We start from the raw sequence: 15832 nt of genomic DNA, 5'->3' as shown, positions 1-15832 counted from the left end.
AGAGGGCCTGCGAGGGCCGCTCAGAGGGAGAGGTCGACCTCGAGGCCGGCGCCGGCGGCACGCGCACGCTCGACGAGCAACTGGCACAGCACGACGTCCTGCAGACCGATGCCGACGGACTTGAACAGCGTGATCTGGTCGGTGGAGACGCGGCCGGCACGGCGCCCGGTGATCACGTCGCCCAGCTCCACGTCGATGTCGTCGTCCGTGAGAGCGCCCTCGGCGAGCGGGATCATGAGATCCCCGGTCTCGGTGCGGGTGAGCCGGCTGTCCACGACCACGGTGGCGCGCTTCATTCCGACCGTGTCGATCTCGCGGTGGTCCGGGCGCGGCGGCGCGCCGACCGCGTTCACGTGCAGGCCGGCCGTCATCCAGGCTCCCTCGACCACCGGCTCGCGGGCCGGGGTGAGCGTGCAGAGGATCTCGGCGCCGCTGACCACGTCGGCGGCGGTCGGCATCGCGACTACCTCGACGTCGAGGTCGGCCACCTGCGTCCGGAACCGGGCCACTGTCTCGAGCGAGCGTGACCAGACCAGCACCGTGCCGATCTGCCGGACCAGTCGGATCGCACGCACATGCTGCACGGCCAGGGCACCCGCCCCGATCAGACCGAGCACGCTTGCGTCCGGACGGGCAAGATGGCGGGTGGCCACCGCACTGGTGGCCGCGGTCCGCAGCTGGGTGGGGAGCCGTCCGTCGAGGACGGCGACGCACTCCCCGGTGTCGGCCGAGAGGAGCAGCACGGTCGAGCGCTGGGTGGCCAGCCCACGAGCCCGGTTGCCGGGCATGTCGGCCAGCAGCTTCACACCGGCGAGCCGATACCGGCCGCTGACCGCTCCCATGGGGATGAACCCGTGGTCTGTGCCGGCGAACGGCATCGCCGCAGGCTCGGCGAGGAACGACGACGCGTCGGCGAGGTCGGCATGTGCCTGCTCGACCAACGCGAGCACCTCGCCGGGGGTGACCAGATCGACCATGTCTCCGCGGCTCAGGATGAGGCTACTCATGCCGCCGCCTCGTCGCGAAGCTCGGCAACCACGCGGCGCAGGTGGGCGACGCTGTCGAGGACGAACCGCTCGCGCTCATGGTCATCGGCCGGCTCGGCCAGCGACTCGCGGGACCGGCGGGTGCCGTCGGCCACGCCGGCCGCGTACTCGTCGGCGCCCCGGACCAGGACCGCCATCTCCAGTGCCGTCATGTCGGGCTGTCCCGCATGCCACGCCGGGTCGTAGATCGGGATCGGCAGCTGGAAGCGCCGGCCCATGATGCCCTCGATCGACAGTGCCTTGCGCGGCGCCCTGCTCAGCGCCGAGAGCAGGCCGGGCCAGTCGATGATCCCCTGACCGCACGGAGCAAGCACACGGCACAGGCCGTCGGGAGTGAAGAAGAGGGCGGAGTCGCGGACATGGGTCTGCCGGGTGTACGGCGCCACCCGCCGCGCTGCTGCGACGGGGTCCTCACCTCGGATCAGCACGTTCGCGGTGTCGAAGGTGATCCCGAAGGCATCGGGACCACCGTCCTCGACCAGCCGCACCAGCTCGAAGGTGGTGATCTCCTCGTGGGTCTCGATGTTCAAGTGGCAGCCGTGCTCGCGCAACACCGGCGCGAGCACGGTCATCACCTTGGCACTGGCGGCCAGCTGTTCGGACCATGTCACGTCGCTGCGGAACCGGTCGCACGCCATCCGACCGGCGATGTCGAACTTGTAGTTCGCCGTCGCCGACCAGATCTCATGGATGCCCGCGGCCGAGCACGCGGCGAGGATCCGCTCGATCCCGGCGAGGTAGTCACCGTCCCCGAGCACCCGGATCTCGGGGGCCTCGGGCGCGGCGAAGGGGTTGATCTTCGCAGCGCCGACCTCGAGGTAGAGGCCGAGGTCGTCGGCCATCTGCCGGAGGGCGGTCAGCTCTTCGACATCCAGGGTCGGGCTGAGCTCGAGCGCCGATCGGAAGAAGACTCCTTCGAGACCCGCAGCGGACGCGTGCTCGAGCAGCCACGACGCCCCGGCGCCTTCCGGCGTCGGGAACTTCGAGCTGTCGGTCCCGATCCGGAAGTCGGTGTCAGTCCTCATCCACGTCACCGTCGTGGTCGGAGAGGTCGACCAGGCCACGGCGGAACACGTTGTGCGGGTCGTACTCGCGCTTGACCGCCACGAGCCGGTCGTACTTGTCGCCGTACGCGTAGCGCGCGGTGGCCTCGTCGCCGGCGACGCTGGTGAAGTTGATGTACGTGCCGTTCTTGAACGGGTCCATCGCCTCGTCGAAGGCGGTGACCCAGTCCATCAGCTCCGGTGCCTCAGACTCGAACTCCCACTCCGCGCCGGCGCTGGCCATGAACTTGGCCGTCGTCCGGTCGCTGGTCGAGGTCGCCATCGGGTCGACTCGTGCCGCCTGACCCCCGCGGGGGTAGAGCTGGTAGGGGCAGGCGAAGTGCGGGGCGATCGTCGAGCGGGCTTGCAGCGGCCGCCCCGGGTAGGCGTCGGAGTACTTCAGGACGGTGTCGATCGCGTCGTCGGGGAAGTCGTTCAGCATCCCGTTCTTCCAGTAGCGGCGGACTCCGTAGCGAAAGTCGTCGTCGCAGGCCCGCTGCAGCTCGACGTGGGGCGTCCGATAGCTGGTCTGCCAGACCGGTGACCCGGCGCCGATCATCGCGTCGGTCAGCTTCAGGCTCTCCTCCGGGTCGCCCCAGTGCACCGTGGCCACGGAGACGACCTGCTGGCCGCGGTACTGCGATGGAACGACCGTCCAGAACTCCGGGACCTCGACAGTGCGGGCATAGGTGACGACGTTGTCCGGGGCGTCGTAGCTCCAGTCGCGGAAGTGCTGGAGCACCTTCTTGCGGTCATCGCCCACGTAGAAGGCCTGCCGGATGTTGGCCTTCAGCGCGAACGGCAGGTAGCGGAACGTGAACTTGGTGGCGATCCCGTAGTTGTGGCCGGCGCCGCGGACCGCCCAGAACAGCTCGGGGTGGTGCTCGGCATCGACGGTGAGGATGCGGCCGTCGGCGACCACGAACTCGACCGACGCGACGTGGTCGGTGGTCAGCCCGTACATCCGGGACAGGTAGCCGGTGCCGCCGCCGAGAGTCAGCCCAGCGACGCCGGTGTGCGAGACGGTGCCCGCTGGGACCACGACGCCGTGGTCGGCGCAGGCTCGGTCGAGGTCGCCGAGACGGCATCCTGCACCGACCGTCACGGTGCCTGCGTCGTGATCGAAGGAGACCTCCTTCATCGGCCCGGTGTCGAGCAGCACGGCCCCGTCGATCACGGCGGTGCCGGCGAGGTTGTGACCGCCGCCGCGGACGGTGATCTCGTAGCCGTTGTCCAGCGACCAGGTGAGAGCACGGGAGACGTCCTCGGCGGTGCGGCAGGAGACGATGGCTGCCGGGTTGCGGTCGATGTCGGCGTTCCAGACGTGGCGTTGGAGGTCGTAGTGCTTCTCTCCCGGCAGGATCACCGGGCAGGAGACATGGCTCTTCAAACCGGCGATGTCCGACTTCGGCGTGTTCGCGGTGATGGTCATCGGGTGCTCTCCTTCGTGGGGTGGGTGTCGTGTCCGGCAGCCGTGACGCTGCGGAGATGCCCGGCACTTCGGCGGAGGAATTCCTCCCGCGTGAACAGCCCGCCCGCCCGCAGCGCTGCTGCGTCGGGACGGTCGAAGGAGCGGACGTGGTGCACGTCGGCACCGACGCAGTCGAGGACCGCGTCTAGCTCGTGGGGGTCGAGGTCCGGGTGGAGCGCTTGCCAGCGCGGGTCCCCGTGCCAGATCTGCATGGCCGGCTGGTGTGGCCCGGCCGGCTCGATGGTGAGCATCAGGTCGGGGTTGGACCTCAGCAGGAGGTCGAGCACCTGCGCCCAGTCGATGACCCCGTCACCGCAGGGCAGCAGGTAGCGGTCCGGCGCCTCGGGGCCTTCGATGATGGCGACGTCGCGCAGGTGGCAGCTGCGCGTGTACGGCGCGACGCGGGCGGCCGCGGCCTCAGCCGTCTCGCCGTGGACGTAGACGTTGGCCGTGTCGAAGGTGATCCCGAGGACGTCGGGCCCGACGGCCTCGACGAGCCCGACGACCTCCGACGTCGTGATCTCCTCGTGGGTCTCGATGTTCAGGTGTGAGCCGGTCGCGCGCAGCGCCGGAGCGAGCTGGCGCAGGAGTCGCTCGGTGGCCGCCAGCTGGTCGGCCCACGGGGCGTCTCGGCGGTAGCGGTCGTTCTTGTGGATGCCAGGAAGCCCGGGATGGAAGCTCCCGGTGGCGGTCCACAGCTCGTGGCAGCCCATCGCCGCTGCTGCCTCGATCATCCGGGTCATGCCCGCGATATAGCTGCCGTGCCCGAGCCGGCGTACCTCCGGCAGCTCAGCCGTCATGTAGGGGTTGACCTTGCCGACGCCCATCTCGACCGACAGCCCGAGATCGCGCGCGGCTGCGGCAACTTCGGCCAGCAGACCGGCATCGAGTGTCGGCGAGAGCTCGTAGAGAGTGCGGATCAGCACGCCGTCCAAGCCGAGGGCGGCGGTGTCCGCGAGCACGTCGGTCCAGGGCAGATCGACAGTGCCCTTCAGTTCGCGGTGTGGCGAGGGCAGCTTGACGTCGGCTCCTACCCGGACCCGGGTCGCCATGCTCACGCGGACCTCCGCTCGGCTGCGGCGGCGACCCGACGAGCGCGATCGCGCTCGGGGTCGGGGATCGGGATCGAAGCGAGGAGGCTGCGGGTGTAGTCGGCCTGCGGGTCGTCGTAGACCCGCCGGCAGGCACCATCCTCGACGACGACGCCGTGTTGCATGACCAGCAGCCGGTGGCACAGATGGCGGACCAGTGCCAGGTCGTGAGCGACGAAGACGATCGAGAGCCCCAGCCGGCGCTGCATGTCGAGCAGCAGGTTGACCACCTGGGCCTGCACGGAGACGTCCAGCGCGGAGACCGGCTCGTCGCAGAGCAGCACTCGGGGTCCGACCGCAAGCGCACGAGCGATCGCGATCCGTTGCCGTTGGCCGCCGGAGAAGGAGCGGGGGTAGCGGTCGAGCACGGCGGAGTCGAGTCCCACCAGCTCGAGCACCTCGACGACCCGGTCGCGGCGTTCGGACTTGGTCCTCGTGATGTGGTGGATGTCGAGACCCTCACCGACGACTCGCTCGACGGTCATCCGCGGGTTCAGGCTGGCATAGGGGTCCTGGAAGACCATCTGGACGTCGCGGCGGAACCGGCGGCGGACGTCTCGGTCGGCCTCGGCGAGCGACGTGCCGTCGAAGAGGACCTCGCCTGAGTCGGGAGTCTCCAGGCCGACGACGCAGCGCAGCGTGGTCGACTTCCCGGAGCCGGACTCGCCGACGATGCCGAGGATCTCCCCGGCCGCGACCTCGAACCCGACACGGTCGAGGGCTCGGTGGCCGCTCCCGCGGTGTCCGTAGGCTTTGGTCAGTCCACGGGCGGCAAGCAGCGGTACGGCGTTCACTGGTTCTCCCCTTCCGTTGCGAGCGGGTGGTGACAGGCGACTCGGAGAGACCCGATCCGGCGGTTGTGGGGCCGGACCTCGGCGCAGTCGAGCTCGGCGCGCCCGCAGCGCGGGTGAAACGCGCATCCGCCGGGACGCGCGGTCGGCAGTGCGGGGCTGCCCGGGATCGGGGCAAGCGGCACGTCGTGGTCGATGCGCGGCACCGCGGCGAGCAGTCCGGCGGTGTAGGGGTGCCTGGGGTTGCGGTAGAGGTCATCGACGCGCCCGGTCTCGACACCTCGCCCGGCATACATCACCGCGACGCGCTCGGCGAAGCCGGCGACCAGGCCGAGGTCGTGAGTGATCAGCAGGACGCCCATGCCGAGGTCGGCGACCAGGGAGTCGATCAGGGTCAGGACCTGCTCTTGGACTCGGACGTCAAGCGCTGTGGTGGGCTCGTCGGCGATCAGCAGGTCCGGCTTCGCGATGATGGCCATGGCGAGGCAGACCCGCTGTCGCATCCCGCCTGAGAACTCGTGGGGGTAGGCCCTCATGCGGCGCGCCGCGTCCGGGATCCCGAGCATGTCGAGCGTCTCGACCGAGCGACGGTGCGCTTCGGCCTTGCCGACGCCATGGACTCGGAGTGACTCCATCACCTGGCTGCCGATGGTGTGCACCGGGTTGAGGGTGGTCATCGGATCTTGGAGCATGAGCGAGATCCGCCGGCCTCGGTAGCCGCGCATCGTCTCCGCGTCGAGGGTGAGCAGATCGGTGCCGTCGAGCAGCATGCGGCCTGTGGTCGTCGCCCGGCGGTCCAGGCGCATGACCGCTCGCGCAGTGACGGACTTGCCGGAGCCGGACTCGCCGACGAGGGCCACCCGTTCACCGCGTCCGACCGTCAGGTCGAAGTCCGAGACGATCTCCAGAGGGCCCTCCGGCCCGGGATAGGTGACGGTGAGGGCCTGCACCTCGAGCAAGGGCGTGTGGCCGGGAGCCTGCGGCACGGGGCCGGTGGTCGTTGGACGGGGGTCATGGAGGCGGGCGTCCGCGCGGGAGCGCACAGTGTCGGTACCTTTCATGTCAGCGTGGCATCCGCGTTGTTGCGCGTGCGCAGCGAGTCGCCGCTGAGCGCGAAGGCGAGCGCAGTGAGCGTGATCATCAGGCCGGGGAAGGTGGAGATCCACCATGCCGTGCTCAGGTAGCGGGCGCCGTTCTCGACCATGGCGCCCCATTCGGCGCTGGGCGGCTGGGCGCCGGCCCCGATGAACGAGAGACCCGCCATGATGAGGGTGGCGCCACCGATCTCGAGGGTGGCCTGCACATAGACGCCATCGAGGGAGTTGGGCAGCACGTGGCGGACCATGATCCTGCTCCTCCTGGCCCCGAGGACGCGGGCCGCCTCGACGTAGGGCGAGGTGAGCACCGTGCGCATCTCGGCCCGGGCGAGGCGAGCGAAGCCGGGCCACCAGGCGACGATCATCGCGATCACCGCTGACCGCAGGCTCGGCCCGAGGGCGACGGCGACGCCGAGGGCCATGACCATCACTGGGAGCGACAAGGTGATGTCGCAGATCCGCATGAGCAGGTCATCGAGCCAACGGGGTCCGATGGTGGCGATCGCGGCGACCGCGATGCCGATCGCGGCGGCGCCGCTGACCGCCATCAACGCGCCGAGGATGGAGGGGCGGGCGCCGGTGAGGATCCGGCTGAGCAGGTCGCGGCCGAGGCCGTCAGTGCCGAGCCAGTGCACGCCCGACGGCGGCTGGAGCGCATCACTGAGCTTGACGGCGTAGGAGTCGTGCGGGGCAAGGAGCGGGCCGATGAGCGCGAGCAGGAGGAGAACGCCGACCGCGATGAACGCGATCCGGTCGATCACGGGGAGCCGGCGCCGGCGCCGCTTGATGCGGACCTGGTGATGCGGCGCAATGGTGGCAGGGGCGGTGGTCATGCGGCCCTCCTGGCCTCGAGCTGGCGGACCCGGGGATCGGCGACCAGCTGGACGATGTCGACCGCAAGTCCGACGAAGGTGACGATCACGCCGATCACGAGGACCATGCCGAGGACGGCGAAGGTGTCCTGGTGGGAGACGGCCTCGGTGAGGTAGCTGCCGAACCCCGGCCGGTTGAAGACGGTCTCGACCAGGACGGCGCCACCCATCATCCAGCCGACCTGGAGACCGATCAGGGTGCTCACCGGCGCGATCGCATTGCGCAGGCCGTGCTGGATCAGGACCTGGCGCTCGGGGACGCCCTTCGCTCGGGCCGCCGTCACATGGTCGGCCTCGAGCGCGGTGATCATCGACGAGCGGACCACCCGGATCACGAAGGACATGAAGGGGATGGCGAGCACCGCGGCGGGAAGGACGAGGTGGGAGAAGACGTCGACGAAGGCGGCGACGTCGCCCGCGAGAAGGCTGTCGATCGTGGGGAAGCCGGTGACGCGCGGGATCTGCGTCCCCACGGACTGCACTCCGGAGATCGGCACCAGACCCATGCGTCGCCCGATCACCGACTGCGCGATCATCGCAAGCCAGAAGGTCGGAAGGGCACCGCAGAAGATCGCCAGCAGGCGGATGGAGTCGTCGACGCGGGACCGATGCCGGGCCGCGGCCCAGATGCCTGCGGGGATGCCGACGCTCAGGTTGATCACCATCGCGAGGCCGACCAGCTCCAAGGTGTAGGGGATGAGCCTCGCCAGGTCCCCGACCACCGGCTGGAAGGTGAAGATCGAGGTGCCGAGGTCGCCGTGGAGGATCCGGCCCAGGTACGCGAGGTATTGGCGAAGCACCGATTCGTCGAGTCCCAGCCGCTGGCGCACGGCCTCCACCTGTTCGGGGGTGGCCGTGACGCCGGCGGCTGCCTGCGCCTCGTCGCCCGGGATCGCCTTGACCATGAGAAAGACGATGGTGACGACGCCCAGCAAGGTCGTGAGCAGCAGCACGAGCCGTCTGCCGACGTACGCGGCGAGTTGCAGAGGAGACATCGTCCGATCAGCCCGCCATGTGGTAGGTCTGCGGCATGTAGCCGACGTGGGCGGGATAGAGCTCCACGCCGGTGACCGTCTTCGGCATGACGACAGTGGTCACCTCATCGGCGATCGGCATGCTGGCCGAGTCGTCCACCAGCAGTTGCTGCACCTGCTTGTAGAGGTCGCAGCGAGCCTTGTCGTCGCCGGTCGCCTGGGCCTGGGCGAGCAGCTTGTCGACCGCGGGGTTCGAATACTGGCCGAAGTTCGTCGACGTCCCCTGGTACGCCGTGCCGTAGCGGGTGGTGAGCAGGCTGCCGACGTCGGGGGTCGGCGGGTTGTCCCACACCACTGCCATGTCCGGTGTGGTCTCCACCGACTTGAGGTCCTCGATGTAGGTCGGATAGTCGACCGTCACCAGCTTGACCTTCACGCCGAGGTCGCGGAGCGTCGACTGCAGCGCCGTCGCCGCGTCCGTGAACTCGGACGCGAACGACTGGTAGGCGAGCTGGAGCGTTCGGCCGCTGGCCGCGACTCCCGCCAGCAGCTCCTTGGCCTTCCCCAGGTCCTGGGCGAACGGCGCGATGTCCGGGCGGCAGCTCATGACGGCCGGTGTCACCCCCGTCGCGACAGCTCCGTGGCCGCCGAGAATGGTCTTCAGGTGGGCGTCGTAGTCGTAGGCGAGCCGGATCCCCTCACGAACCTTGGGATCGTTGAAGGGCGCCCGCTGGGTGTTGAAGAAGACGTAGATGCCCTGGGGCTTGGGGAGCTCGACGGAGGTCAACCGATCGTCGGTCAGCACCGTGTCGAGATCCTGGGACTCGATGCCGTCCGAGACGTCGATGTTGCCGGCGAGCATCTCCTCACGCTGGGTGGAGCCTTCCGCGATCAGGCGGTAGACGATCTTGTCGGGGGCATCCTTGTTCACCTGCCCGGTGAAGCCGCGGTCCAGCTTGTAGATGATCTGCTGGTTCGGCTTGAAGTCGGCCAGCGTGTACGGGCCGCTGCCGGCCTCGTTCGAGGCGAGCCACTTCTGGCCCTGGTCGGAGCCGGCGTTCTTCTCGACCAGAGCCGAGTTGACGATGTAGACCTTCGCGAGGCCGCCGAGGAAGAGCGAGGAGGCGTCCTTGAGCTTGACGACGGCTTCGCTGTCGCTCACGACCTCGGTGCCGTCGTAGTCGGCGAGGTACTGGGCCACGCCGACACCGAGCGTCTTAGCCCGATCGAGGGTGTACTTGACGTCCTTGGCAGTGACCGCGGCGCCGTCGTGGAACGCGGCACCCTCACGCAGCTTGAACGTGATCGACTTGGCATCGGGAGCCACCGTCCACGAGGCCGCGAGGCGACCGGACAGGGTGCCGTCCGGGTCGTAGTCGACGAGCGGCTCGTACATCGGCACCACCGACTCGTCGACGGTGCTGTTGTCCGCCAGCACCGGGTCGATGTTGGGCACCGTGCCGTCGACCCCGAACGTCAGTGTCGTCTCACCCCCGGACCCGGGCGACCCCTGGTTCGATCCACAGGCGGCGACTCCGCCGAGCGCGAGGACAGCGAGACCTACGCCGGCCAAGCGCGTGCGGGTGTTGCACCTCATCCTTCTCACTCCGTGCTCCTTCTGCTGGGGGCGAAGACGTGAACCAGATCACGCTCTCGGTATACCAGACAAGCAGATCCCACTGATTCCTGACAAGCCTTCTACCTAATCTTTTTATGGCTTAATCTTCTGGCTCAAGCGTAATTTGAGCGTACAGTCCCACCTTGTTCAGCCCGGAACGTCTCATTTCGCATCAGTCCAGTTCGATGCGCTCGGTATACTAAACATCGTCAATGCCCGGAGGAGAACCCCGTGAACGACTTCCCGACACTCACCACGGCCGAGCGTGACCGGCGGTATGCGGCCCTGCGCACACTCATGGACGGGGCGGGTCTCGACGCCGTCCTCGTCGCCGGCCTGGGTCGCGACCAGCTGGACCGCTACCTGACCAACGAGGGCACCCGGAGCTACTGCGTGCTCCCCCGGCACGGCGACCCCGTCTCCGTGGTGCCGACCGGGAACGTCACACTCGGGCGGTACGACGAGCCCGGGCGCCGCTACGAGCGATGGGTCGCCGATCAACGCCTGACCCGGCCCGGGCACCAGCTCGGCGAGGTGCTGGACGAGCTCGGTCTCGGCCAAGGGCACATCGGAGTCGTCGGCCTGCGAAGCCGGGCACCCGCGAGCACCGCCGGCGTGATCCCGTTCGGCACCTGGCAGCGGGTGCTCGACCGGCTCCCCTCGGCCACCTTCGTCGACTTCCACGCCGAGTTCGAGCAGCTCATGCTGGTGCACAGCGACGAGGAGCTCGAGATGATCCGGTTCTCCGCCGGGATCGGGGAGTCCGCATGCGCTGCGATGATCGACGCGGCCGCGGCGGGGGTGCGCGAGTCCGAGATCATCGGCGCCGGGATGCACGCCACAGCCGCAGGCGGCGGGCTCTGGCTCAACGGACCACAGCGATCTGGCGCAGAACGGCTCGGCTGGGCGGGCGCGGACTGGCTCTGGATGGGCGGCGGCGGCCGGGCGCTGGAACAGGGCGACGTCTTCGGCGCTGAGCTCTTCACCTTCTACGGCGGCTTCGAGTCCCAGCAGCAGATCGAGATCTCGATCGGCCGTCCCGACGAGGTGCACCGTCGCCTGGAGGAGATCGCCGTCGACGCCTACAGCCGCGGCGTCGAGTATCTGCGCACCGGCGGCACCTTCGCCGAGCTCTGCGCGGTGATGGAGGCGCCCCTGCGAGCCGCAGGAGCGTGGAACATGGGACCGGTGGTGCAGACCGTCTCGCCGGTGATCTTCAACGGCGCCACCCATGTGGGGCTCGATGAGCAGGCGGGCCTCGCCGGCGTGCCGCTTCCACACACGTCGCCTCGCGACGGCGACTTCGAGATCGTTCCCGGCATCGCGTTCGCCTTCGAGCCGAACGCCTGCCTCGACCGGTCCCGGGTGAGCATCGGCGGCACGGTCCTCGTCACAGCCGAGGGCGTCGAGGAGCTCAACAAGCTCTGCCTGCGGGTCAACGTGGTGTAGAAGAGGAGTCCGGTTCGCCGGACAGCAGACGACCCGGCATCGCGAGGCAAGGACGACACCCAGATGGACACCGACACCGAGATCCCGGATCGGCTCGTCGTAGACCGCATCCACGCCGAGCTCCAAGAGCGGATCCTCGCGGGGACCCTCAGGTCCGGCGAACGACTGCGCGAGGCGCAGGTGGCCACGCTGCTGGACGTCTCACGGGTGCCGGTCCGCGAGGCTCTGCGGCGACTCGAGTTCGACGGGCTCGTCGAGATCCTGCCGCGCCGGGGCGCCACCGTCCGGCACCTGACTCTCAAGGACGTCGAAGAGCTGTTCGACGTCCGCGAGTCGTTGGAGGTGCTCGTCGCCCGGCTCGCCGCACGCCACGTCTCCGAGCACGGGGTCGCCAGGCTGGAGGAGGCACTGTCGGCAGCGGAGGACGCCTACCGCTGCGGCGACCAACGCGCGATAGCGGCCGCCAACGCGGCCTTCCACGAGGTGATGCTGGAGATCACCGACAGCGACCTGCTGCAGTCCTTGATGCGGATGGTGTCTGGTCGCGTGCGTTGGCTCTTCCAGCTGACCCACTTCCGCGCCGACCTCGGTCAGCGCACCGAGCACCACGCGCTGCTCGAGGCGATCCGCGACGGCGACGAGGACGTCGCGGCTGCCTTGGCGTTCGCGCATGTTGCGCGCGGGCGCAAGCCGTCGCTGGAAGCGCTCAGCGGGGTGCTGGCCGAGAGCTGATCCGGTCGACCTGCACGCTCACACGGGCGCGACCTCCTCAGTGCGCACGACGACCCCTTCCGCGACGAGCGCTTCGACGACATCCGCCGCCACACCGATCTCGGCGAGGATCTCGGCGCTGTGCTCGCCAAGCAAGGGCGCGTGCCGGTCGATGTCGCGGGGGTCATCCCCGACGGTGACGGCCTTGCCGACGACGTCCATCTGCCCGAAGCGCGGATGCTCGGTCTGCTGGACGAGTCCGAGCGCACGGGTCGTCGGGTGGTCGAGCGCCTCGCGCAGGTCCAGGACCGGTCCGGCCGGGACGCCGGCGGCGTTGATCCTCTCGATTCACTCGGTCGCCGGCCGAGTCGCGAGGACCGTCTCGATGATGCGGCGGAGCTCCTTGCGGTGATGCATCCGCCCGGCATTGTCGGCGTAGCGCGGGTCCTCGGCCAACTCATCCAGGCCGAGTGCCGCACAGAGCTTGCGCCACATCTTCTCGTTGCCGGAGGCAATGGTGATCGCGGACGACCCCGCTTTGAAGGTGCCTGCGGGAAGAGGATCGGATGGTCATTTCCGTTGCGGCCCGGTGCCACACCCGTGCAGAGGGCGATCTGCGCCCGGTAGTTGATGATCCCCATCGTCGACTGCAGGAGCGAGGCTTCGACCGTCGTCCCCTTGCCCGTCCGCTCCCGCTCCAGGAGCGCGGCGAGCACGCCCACCGTCGCGAACGCGCCGGTCGTGGAGTCCGAGACCGCGATGCCCAGGACCAGAGGGCAACCTGCATCGACAAGCCCGCCTGCGTCGCCCCCGTCCTCGCGCTGCTCATCCCCCGATGATCAGCCGCCCCTGATGGACCCGGGGAGAGTGCTGGCCCGCGACACGTCTCGTGTCGCGGGCCTCGCCCTCCGGATTCCTGAACCGCTCCGACGAGGAGCCGCCATACGAATCGCTCCGCCGTTGTACGACCAGGTCCTCGAGATTCCGAGCGCTCTCGAGGCGCGCGTGAGCCCGGACTTCATCGACATCAACGGTCACATGAACATCCGGCACTATCTGGGGCACGGCGCGATCAGCGCCGACGCCCTGTGCGGTGAGGTCGGCATCGACGACGAGTACCGCCGCACCCGCCGGCTGGGGGTCTTCACCGTCGAGCTCCACCTGCGCTACATGCATGAGAGGCGCGAGGGAGAGACGTTCTCCGTGCACCCGCGTCTACTGGCGCGCTCGGACAAGTCCGTCCACCTGTTGACGTATCCGCTCGATCGAAGCAACGAGCGGCTGGCCAACACGCTCGAGATCCTGGCGGTGCACGTGGACATGGACACCCGCAGAGCCGCTCCCTTCCCGACGGACGCCGCGGTCCGATGGGACCGCCTCATCGACCGTTCGTCGGACCTCGCCTGGCCAGCGGCCGTCTGCGGTGCGATGGGCGTGCGGGGCGGGCGATGCATCAGAGCCTCAGGGGCGATCAAGGCAAAGCCACACCCATCCGAGCCAACCGAGAACCTGCGGATCGACGGAGTGGTCATCGCTCTTGATTCGTCGGGGTATGCGTGGAACAGGTGCGTGCAGCGCAAGGCGGCAAAGCGCTGGCAGGCTGGAAGCCTGTCGAGCGACGCCAACACAGCGTTGTGCGTGCCCGGGCCGCGGAGACCGACGACGAATCAACGGCGATGACCACTGGGCAGCACTACCGACCGCGCCGAGGGTGGGCAGCAACCCTGTCGCGATAGTCGTCGAGCACCCACCCCACCGTGTCGAGTTCTCGGTCCGGTACGCCGTTTGCCCGTGCGACGTCGCGCCAGCCGTTCAAACGGTCGCTGATGTGGAGCAGGCCATCCCGCGCCTCGCCTTCAGCGAGGCCGAAGTAGGCCGATTCACGGACCAGGGTCTGCAGCGTCCTCTCGCGATTGTCAGCTCCTGCCAACGTGCTCGTGCGAGGCTGGGCCAGTTGGGGGTTGATGTTGATGTCGAATGCCGGCGCGAGCGTCCATCCGCCGCGTGCGCGGCAGAAGCCGTGGTTGTTGAAGTGGTCGTCGGTGTTGTTCGTGGCGACGGTGAACGCGATTCGGGTCCACAGCGCGTGTAGGTCATCGACGGCGTTGGACGAGTGGTCCTCGATGGCAGCAACCAGGTCGAGGTAGTCGTTGCTCGCGCTGCTGCCGACTTCGGCAAGGGTGCGCGCGCTGACGTAGCCGATCCGTCCCCCGGCTGGGTCCCGGTCGAAGCGACTGACGAGCAGCACCTGCCGTCCGCTGACGTCGACCAGCCGACGTTCTGGCACGTCGATACCGCAGTGTTCGGCGAGGTCGAGAACCGTCTTCTCCCAGGCCATGACGTCCCATTCGTCCTCCCGGAAGGGGAACTTGGCGATGAGGAGTTGGCCCTCGTCTTGCACGGACGCCTTGGGGCGGGCACCGCCGAGGGTGGCGCTCCCGGCGGCGAGGAGGATCTTGAGAGCGTCCGCCGCCCCGGCGTCGTCATTGGCAGCTACGCGGTCGGAGGCTTCGAGAAGCTCGGGCAGGCTGACCAGTTTCGGAATCGACGCGCCCGGGTCAAGGAACGCGGTCGTTCCTGGTGCTGCGAACCGCAGGTTGCCCTGTCGGGTCTGGTCACTGACGGCGACGAGGTAGTCGGGCTCGGTGAGCAGTGGTGGCTGTCGTCCGGCCGCGGACGCCTCCAAGCGAAGCGTCCTGGACACGAGTTGACGGCCCCACCAGTCCGGCGTGGAGTCGGAGAACGCCGCGGGGAGACCCTCGACGATGGCCGTAGCCCTGGCGAGCGGAAGCGCGGGGTCGACGGCGTAAGCACCACGGGTGGCCAGGTACGTGGCGGAGTAGGTGAACTCCGTGGTCGTCGTCGCGCCACGGTAGCGGAAGGTCACGGTGCCGGCGTGCACGGTGCGCGCTGGGAGAGCGACGTGTACGTCGAGTGCGTCGGGGCGGGTGATGCTCATCGGCCCGGTCCTCGAACCCGCTTCGGCAGCACCTCGTCAGCGCGGGCGCGACCGAGGTCGGTCTCATAAGGGTCGATGGCCTGAACGGCTCGGTCCATCTGGCCGAGGGCGCGTAGCACGTTCAGGTAGGTCGCGAGAGTGACTCCGAGGTCGCCGGACTCGAGCTTGCTGAGCGTGGGACGCGAGATGCCTGCGCGTTCGGCGAGCTGTTCAGCGGTGAGATTCTGAAGCTTGCGCCAGGCGGCAACCTGACCGCCCAACTGCTTGCCAGCACGGACGAGACGGGCCTGTGGTGGCCGCTTTGGCATCGTCCCCTCCTCGACGTTAGTGCAAATCATAGCAGACATTAAGCCCATTAACGTTAAGCATAGTTCACATTAAGTCGCGGCTCGGACCACGCGTCGTGAGCTAGCCCGACGACCGTGAAGGAGGAAGCCACATGGCAACGATCACCGTGCTGGCGGACCGAGCAGAGATCGCCGCGATCAACGAGCCAGCGGCGCCGCCGGTCACGGCACCTCGGAGACGCTCCCGCCCGGTGCGCATGATCGCGGGCGCCTCGCCGTCCGCCGCCGGTTGGGCCCTCACCGTCACCTCGTACGGCGGCACCGTCGAGACACTCGAGCTTCGCGACAGCGTCGACTGGAGAGGCGCAAGTGAACAGCTTCCTGCGGGATGCCGGCCGCTCGCCGTCCGTGTCGACCTGGCCC

General features: G+C 68.8%; 15 protein-coding genes and 1 pseudogene. 4 read left to right on the top strand and 12 right to left on the bottom strand.

The genetic code is table 11. The annotated features are described in order from the left end of the window. Nucleotides 1-20: 20 nt before the first annotated feature. The 9 genes from ACYQ1K_RS24575 to ACYQ1K_RS24535 all read right to left on the bottom strand — a co-directional run bounded on the left by ACYQ1K_RS24575 (nt 21) and on the right by ACYQ1K_RS24535 (nt 9982). Nucleotides 21-1007: an ornithine cyclodeaminase family protein gene (locus ACYQ1K_RS24575; protein WP_459986078.1), complete on the bottom strand. Its 987-nt coding sequence runs from the start codon at nt 1005-1007 to the stop codon at nt 21-23. Further along, a complete protein-coding gene (locus tag ACYQ1K_RS24570; protein WP_459986075.1) occupies nt 1004-2071 on the bottom strand; it encodes a sugar phosphate isomerase/epimerase family protein in 1068 nt (355 codons plus the stop codon). Before ACYQ1K_RS24570 ends, ACYQ1K_RS24575 begins: the two co-directional genes overlap by 4 nt. Beyond that, nucleotides 2061-3521 carry an FAD-binding oxidoreductase gene (locus ACYQ1K_RS24565; RefSeq protein ID WP_459986074.1) on the bottom strand — a complete coding sequence of 487 codons (1461 nt, stop codon included), beginning with the start codon at nt 3519-3521 and terminating at the stop codon, nt 2061-2063. Before ACYQ1K_RS24565 ends, ACYQ1K_RS24570 begins: the two co-directional genes overlap by 11 nt. After that, a complete protein-coding gene (locus ACYQ1K_RS24560; protein ID WP_459986118.1) occupies nt 3518-4612 on the bottom strand; it encodes a sugar phosphate isomerase/epimerase family protein in 1095 nt (364 codons plus the stop codon). Before ACYQ1K_RS24560 ends, ACYQ1K_RS24565 begins: the two co-directional genes overlap by 4 nt. Nucleotides 4613-4614: 2 nt before the next feature. Beyond that, nucleotides 4615-5445, bottom strand: a complete 831-nt coding sequence (locus ACYQ1K_RS24555) for an ATP-binding cassette domain-containing protein (RefSeq protein WP_459986073.1) — start codon at nt 5443-5445, stop codon at nt 4615-4617. Beyond that, complete coding sequence (locus ACYQ1K_RS24550; protein WP_459986072.1) at nt 5442-6428, bottom strand: ABC transporter ATP-binding protein; 987 nt, start codon at nt 6426-6428, stop codon at nt 5442-5444. The genes ACYQ1K_RS24555 and ACYQ1K_RS24550 overlap by 4 nt, the downstream gene beginning before the upstream one ends. 71 nt (nt 6429-6499) lie before the next feature. Next, complete coding sequence (locus ACYQ1K_RS24545) at nt 6500-7372, bottom strand: ABC transporter permease (RefSeq protein WP_459986070.1); 873 nt, start codon at nt 7370-7372, stop codon at nt 6500-6502. Beyond that, a complete protein-coding gene (locus tag ACYQ1K_RS24540) occupies nt 7369-8406 on the bottom strand; it encodes an ABC transporter permease (protein WP_459986069.1) in 1038 nt (345 codons plus the stop codon). Before ACYQ1K_RS24540 ends, ACYQ1K_RS24545 begins: the two co-directional genes overlap by 4 nt. A gap of 7 nt (nt 8407-8413) precedes the next feature. Beyond that, nucleotides 8414-9982 (bottom strand): ABC transporter substrate-binding protein, encoded by a 1569-nt coding sequence (locus ACYQ1K_RS24535; protein WP_459986116.1) that lies wholly within the window; start codon nt 9980-9982, stop codon nt 8414-8416. A 252-nt stretch (nt 9983-10234) separates the two neighbouring features. On the opposite strand from ACYQ1K_RS24535, the gene ACYQ1K_RS24530 reads away from it, so the two are divergent. Then, nucleotides 10235-11452: a M24 family metallopeptidase gene (locus ACYQ1K_RS24530; RefSeq protein WP_459986067.1), complete on the top strand. Its 1218-nt coding sequence runs from the start codon at nt 10235-10237 to the stop codon at nt 11450-11452. A gap of 63 nt (nt 11453-11515) precedes the next feature. Next, complete coding sequence (locus ACYQ1K_RS24525) at nt 11516-12184, top strand: GntR family transcriptional regulator (RefSeq protein WP_459986064.1); 669 nt, start codon at nt 11516-11518, stop codon at nt 12182-12184. Between the two features lie 18 nt (nt 12185-12202). Here ACYQ1K_RS24525 and ACYQ1K_RS24520 read toward each other — a convergent pair. Further along, nucleotides 12203-12885: pseudogene (locus ACYQ1K_RS24520) on the bottom strand (CaiB/BaiF CoA transferase family protein). A 238-nt stretch (nt 12886-13123) separates the two neighbouring features. Here ACYQ1K_RS24520 and ACYQ1K_RS24515 point away from each other — a divergent pair. Next, on the top strand, nt 13124-13843 hold the full coding sequence (locus tag ACYQ1K_RS24515; RefSeq protein WP_459986063.1) for a thioesterase family protein: 720 nt from the start codon (nt 13124-13126) through the stop codon (nt 13841-13843). 13 nt (nt 13844-13856) lie between these two features. On the opposite strand, the gene ACYQ1K_RS24510 is transcribed toward ACYQ1K_RS24515, so the two are convergent. Both ACYQ1K_RS24510 and ACYQ1K_RS24505 read right to left on the bottom strand, forming a co-directional pair. Then, a complete protein-coding gene (locus ACYQ1K_RS24510; protein WP_459986062.1) occupies nt 13857-15122 on the bottom strand; it encodes a type II toxin-antitoxin system HipA family toxin in 1266 nt (421 codons plus the stop codon). Further along, nucleotides 15119-15430 carry a helix-turn-helix domain-containing protein gene (locus ACYQ1K_RS24505; RefSeq protein WP_459986060.1) on the bottom strand — a complete coding sequence of 104 codons (312 nt, stop codon included), beginning with the start codon at nt 15428-15430 and terminating at the stop codon, nt 15119-15121. The genes ACYQ1K_RS24510 and ACYQ1K_RS24505 overlap by 4 nt, the downstream gene beginning before the upstream one ends. 131 nt (nt 15431-15561) lie before the next feature. On the opposite strand from ACYQ1K_RS24505, the gene ACYQ1K_RS24500 reads away from it, so the two are divergent. Next, nucleotides 15562-15832 (top strand): hypothetical protein (locus ACYQ1K_RS24500; protein WP_459986059.1); only part of this gene is annotated, 271 nt, incomplete at its 3' end.

The sequence above is a fragment of the Nocardioides sp. AN3 genome (assembly GCF_054653495.1).
Note: the sequence above shows the minus strand (reverse complement) of the source record. Positions and strands in the feature narration are given on the sequence as shown.

Coding starts and splice junctions, on each gene's coding strand:
- ACYQ1K_RS24575 (WP_459986078.1), bottom strand. CDS start 1,007: ATGAGTAGCCTCATCCTGAGCCGCGGAGACATGGTCGATCTGGTCACC.
- ACYQ1K_RS24570 (WP_459986075.1), bottom strand. CDS start 2,071: ATGAGGACTGACACCGACTTCCGGATCGGGACCGACAGCTCGAAGTTC.
- ACYQ1K_RS24565 (WP_459986074.1), bottom strand. CDS start 3,521: ATGACCATCACCGCGAACACGCCGAAGTCGGACATCGCCGGTTTGAAG.
- ACYQ1K_RS24560 (WP_459986118.1), bottom strand. CDS start 4,612: ATGGCGACCCGGGTCCGGGTAGGAGCCGACGTCAAGCTGCCCTCGCCA.
- ACYQ1K_RS24545 (WP_459986070.1), bottom strand. CDS start 7,372: ATGACCACCGCCCCTGCCACCATTGCGCCGCATCACCAGGTCCGCATC.
- ACYQ1K_RS24540 (WP_459986069.1), bottom strand. CDS start 8,406: ATGTCTCCTCTGCAACTCGCCGCGTACGTCGGCAGACGGCTCGTGCTG.
- ACYQ1K_RS24535 (WP_459986116.1), bottom strand. CDS start 9,982: ATGAGGTGCAACACCCGCACGCGCTTGGCCGGCGTAGGTCTCGCTGTC.
- ACYQ1K_RS24525 (WP_459986064.1), top strand. CDS start 11,516: ATGGACACCGACACCGAGATCCCGGATCGGCTCGTCGTAGACCGCATC.
- ACYQ1K_RS24510 (WP_459986062.1), bottom strand. CDS start 15,122: ATGAGCATCACCCGCCCCGACGCACTCGACGTACACGTCGCTCTCCCA.
- ACYQ1K_RS24505 (WP_459986060.1), bottom strand. CDS start 15,430: ATGCCAAAGCGGCCACCACAGGCCCGTCTCGTCCGTGCTGGCAAGCAG.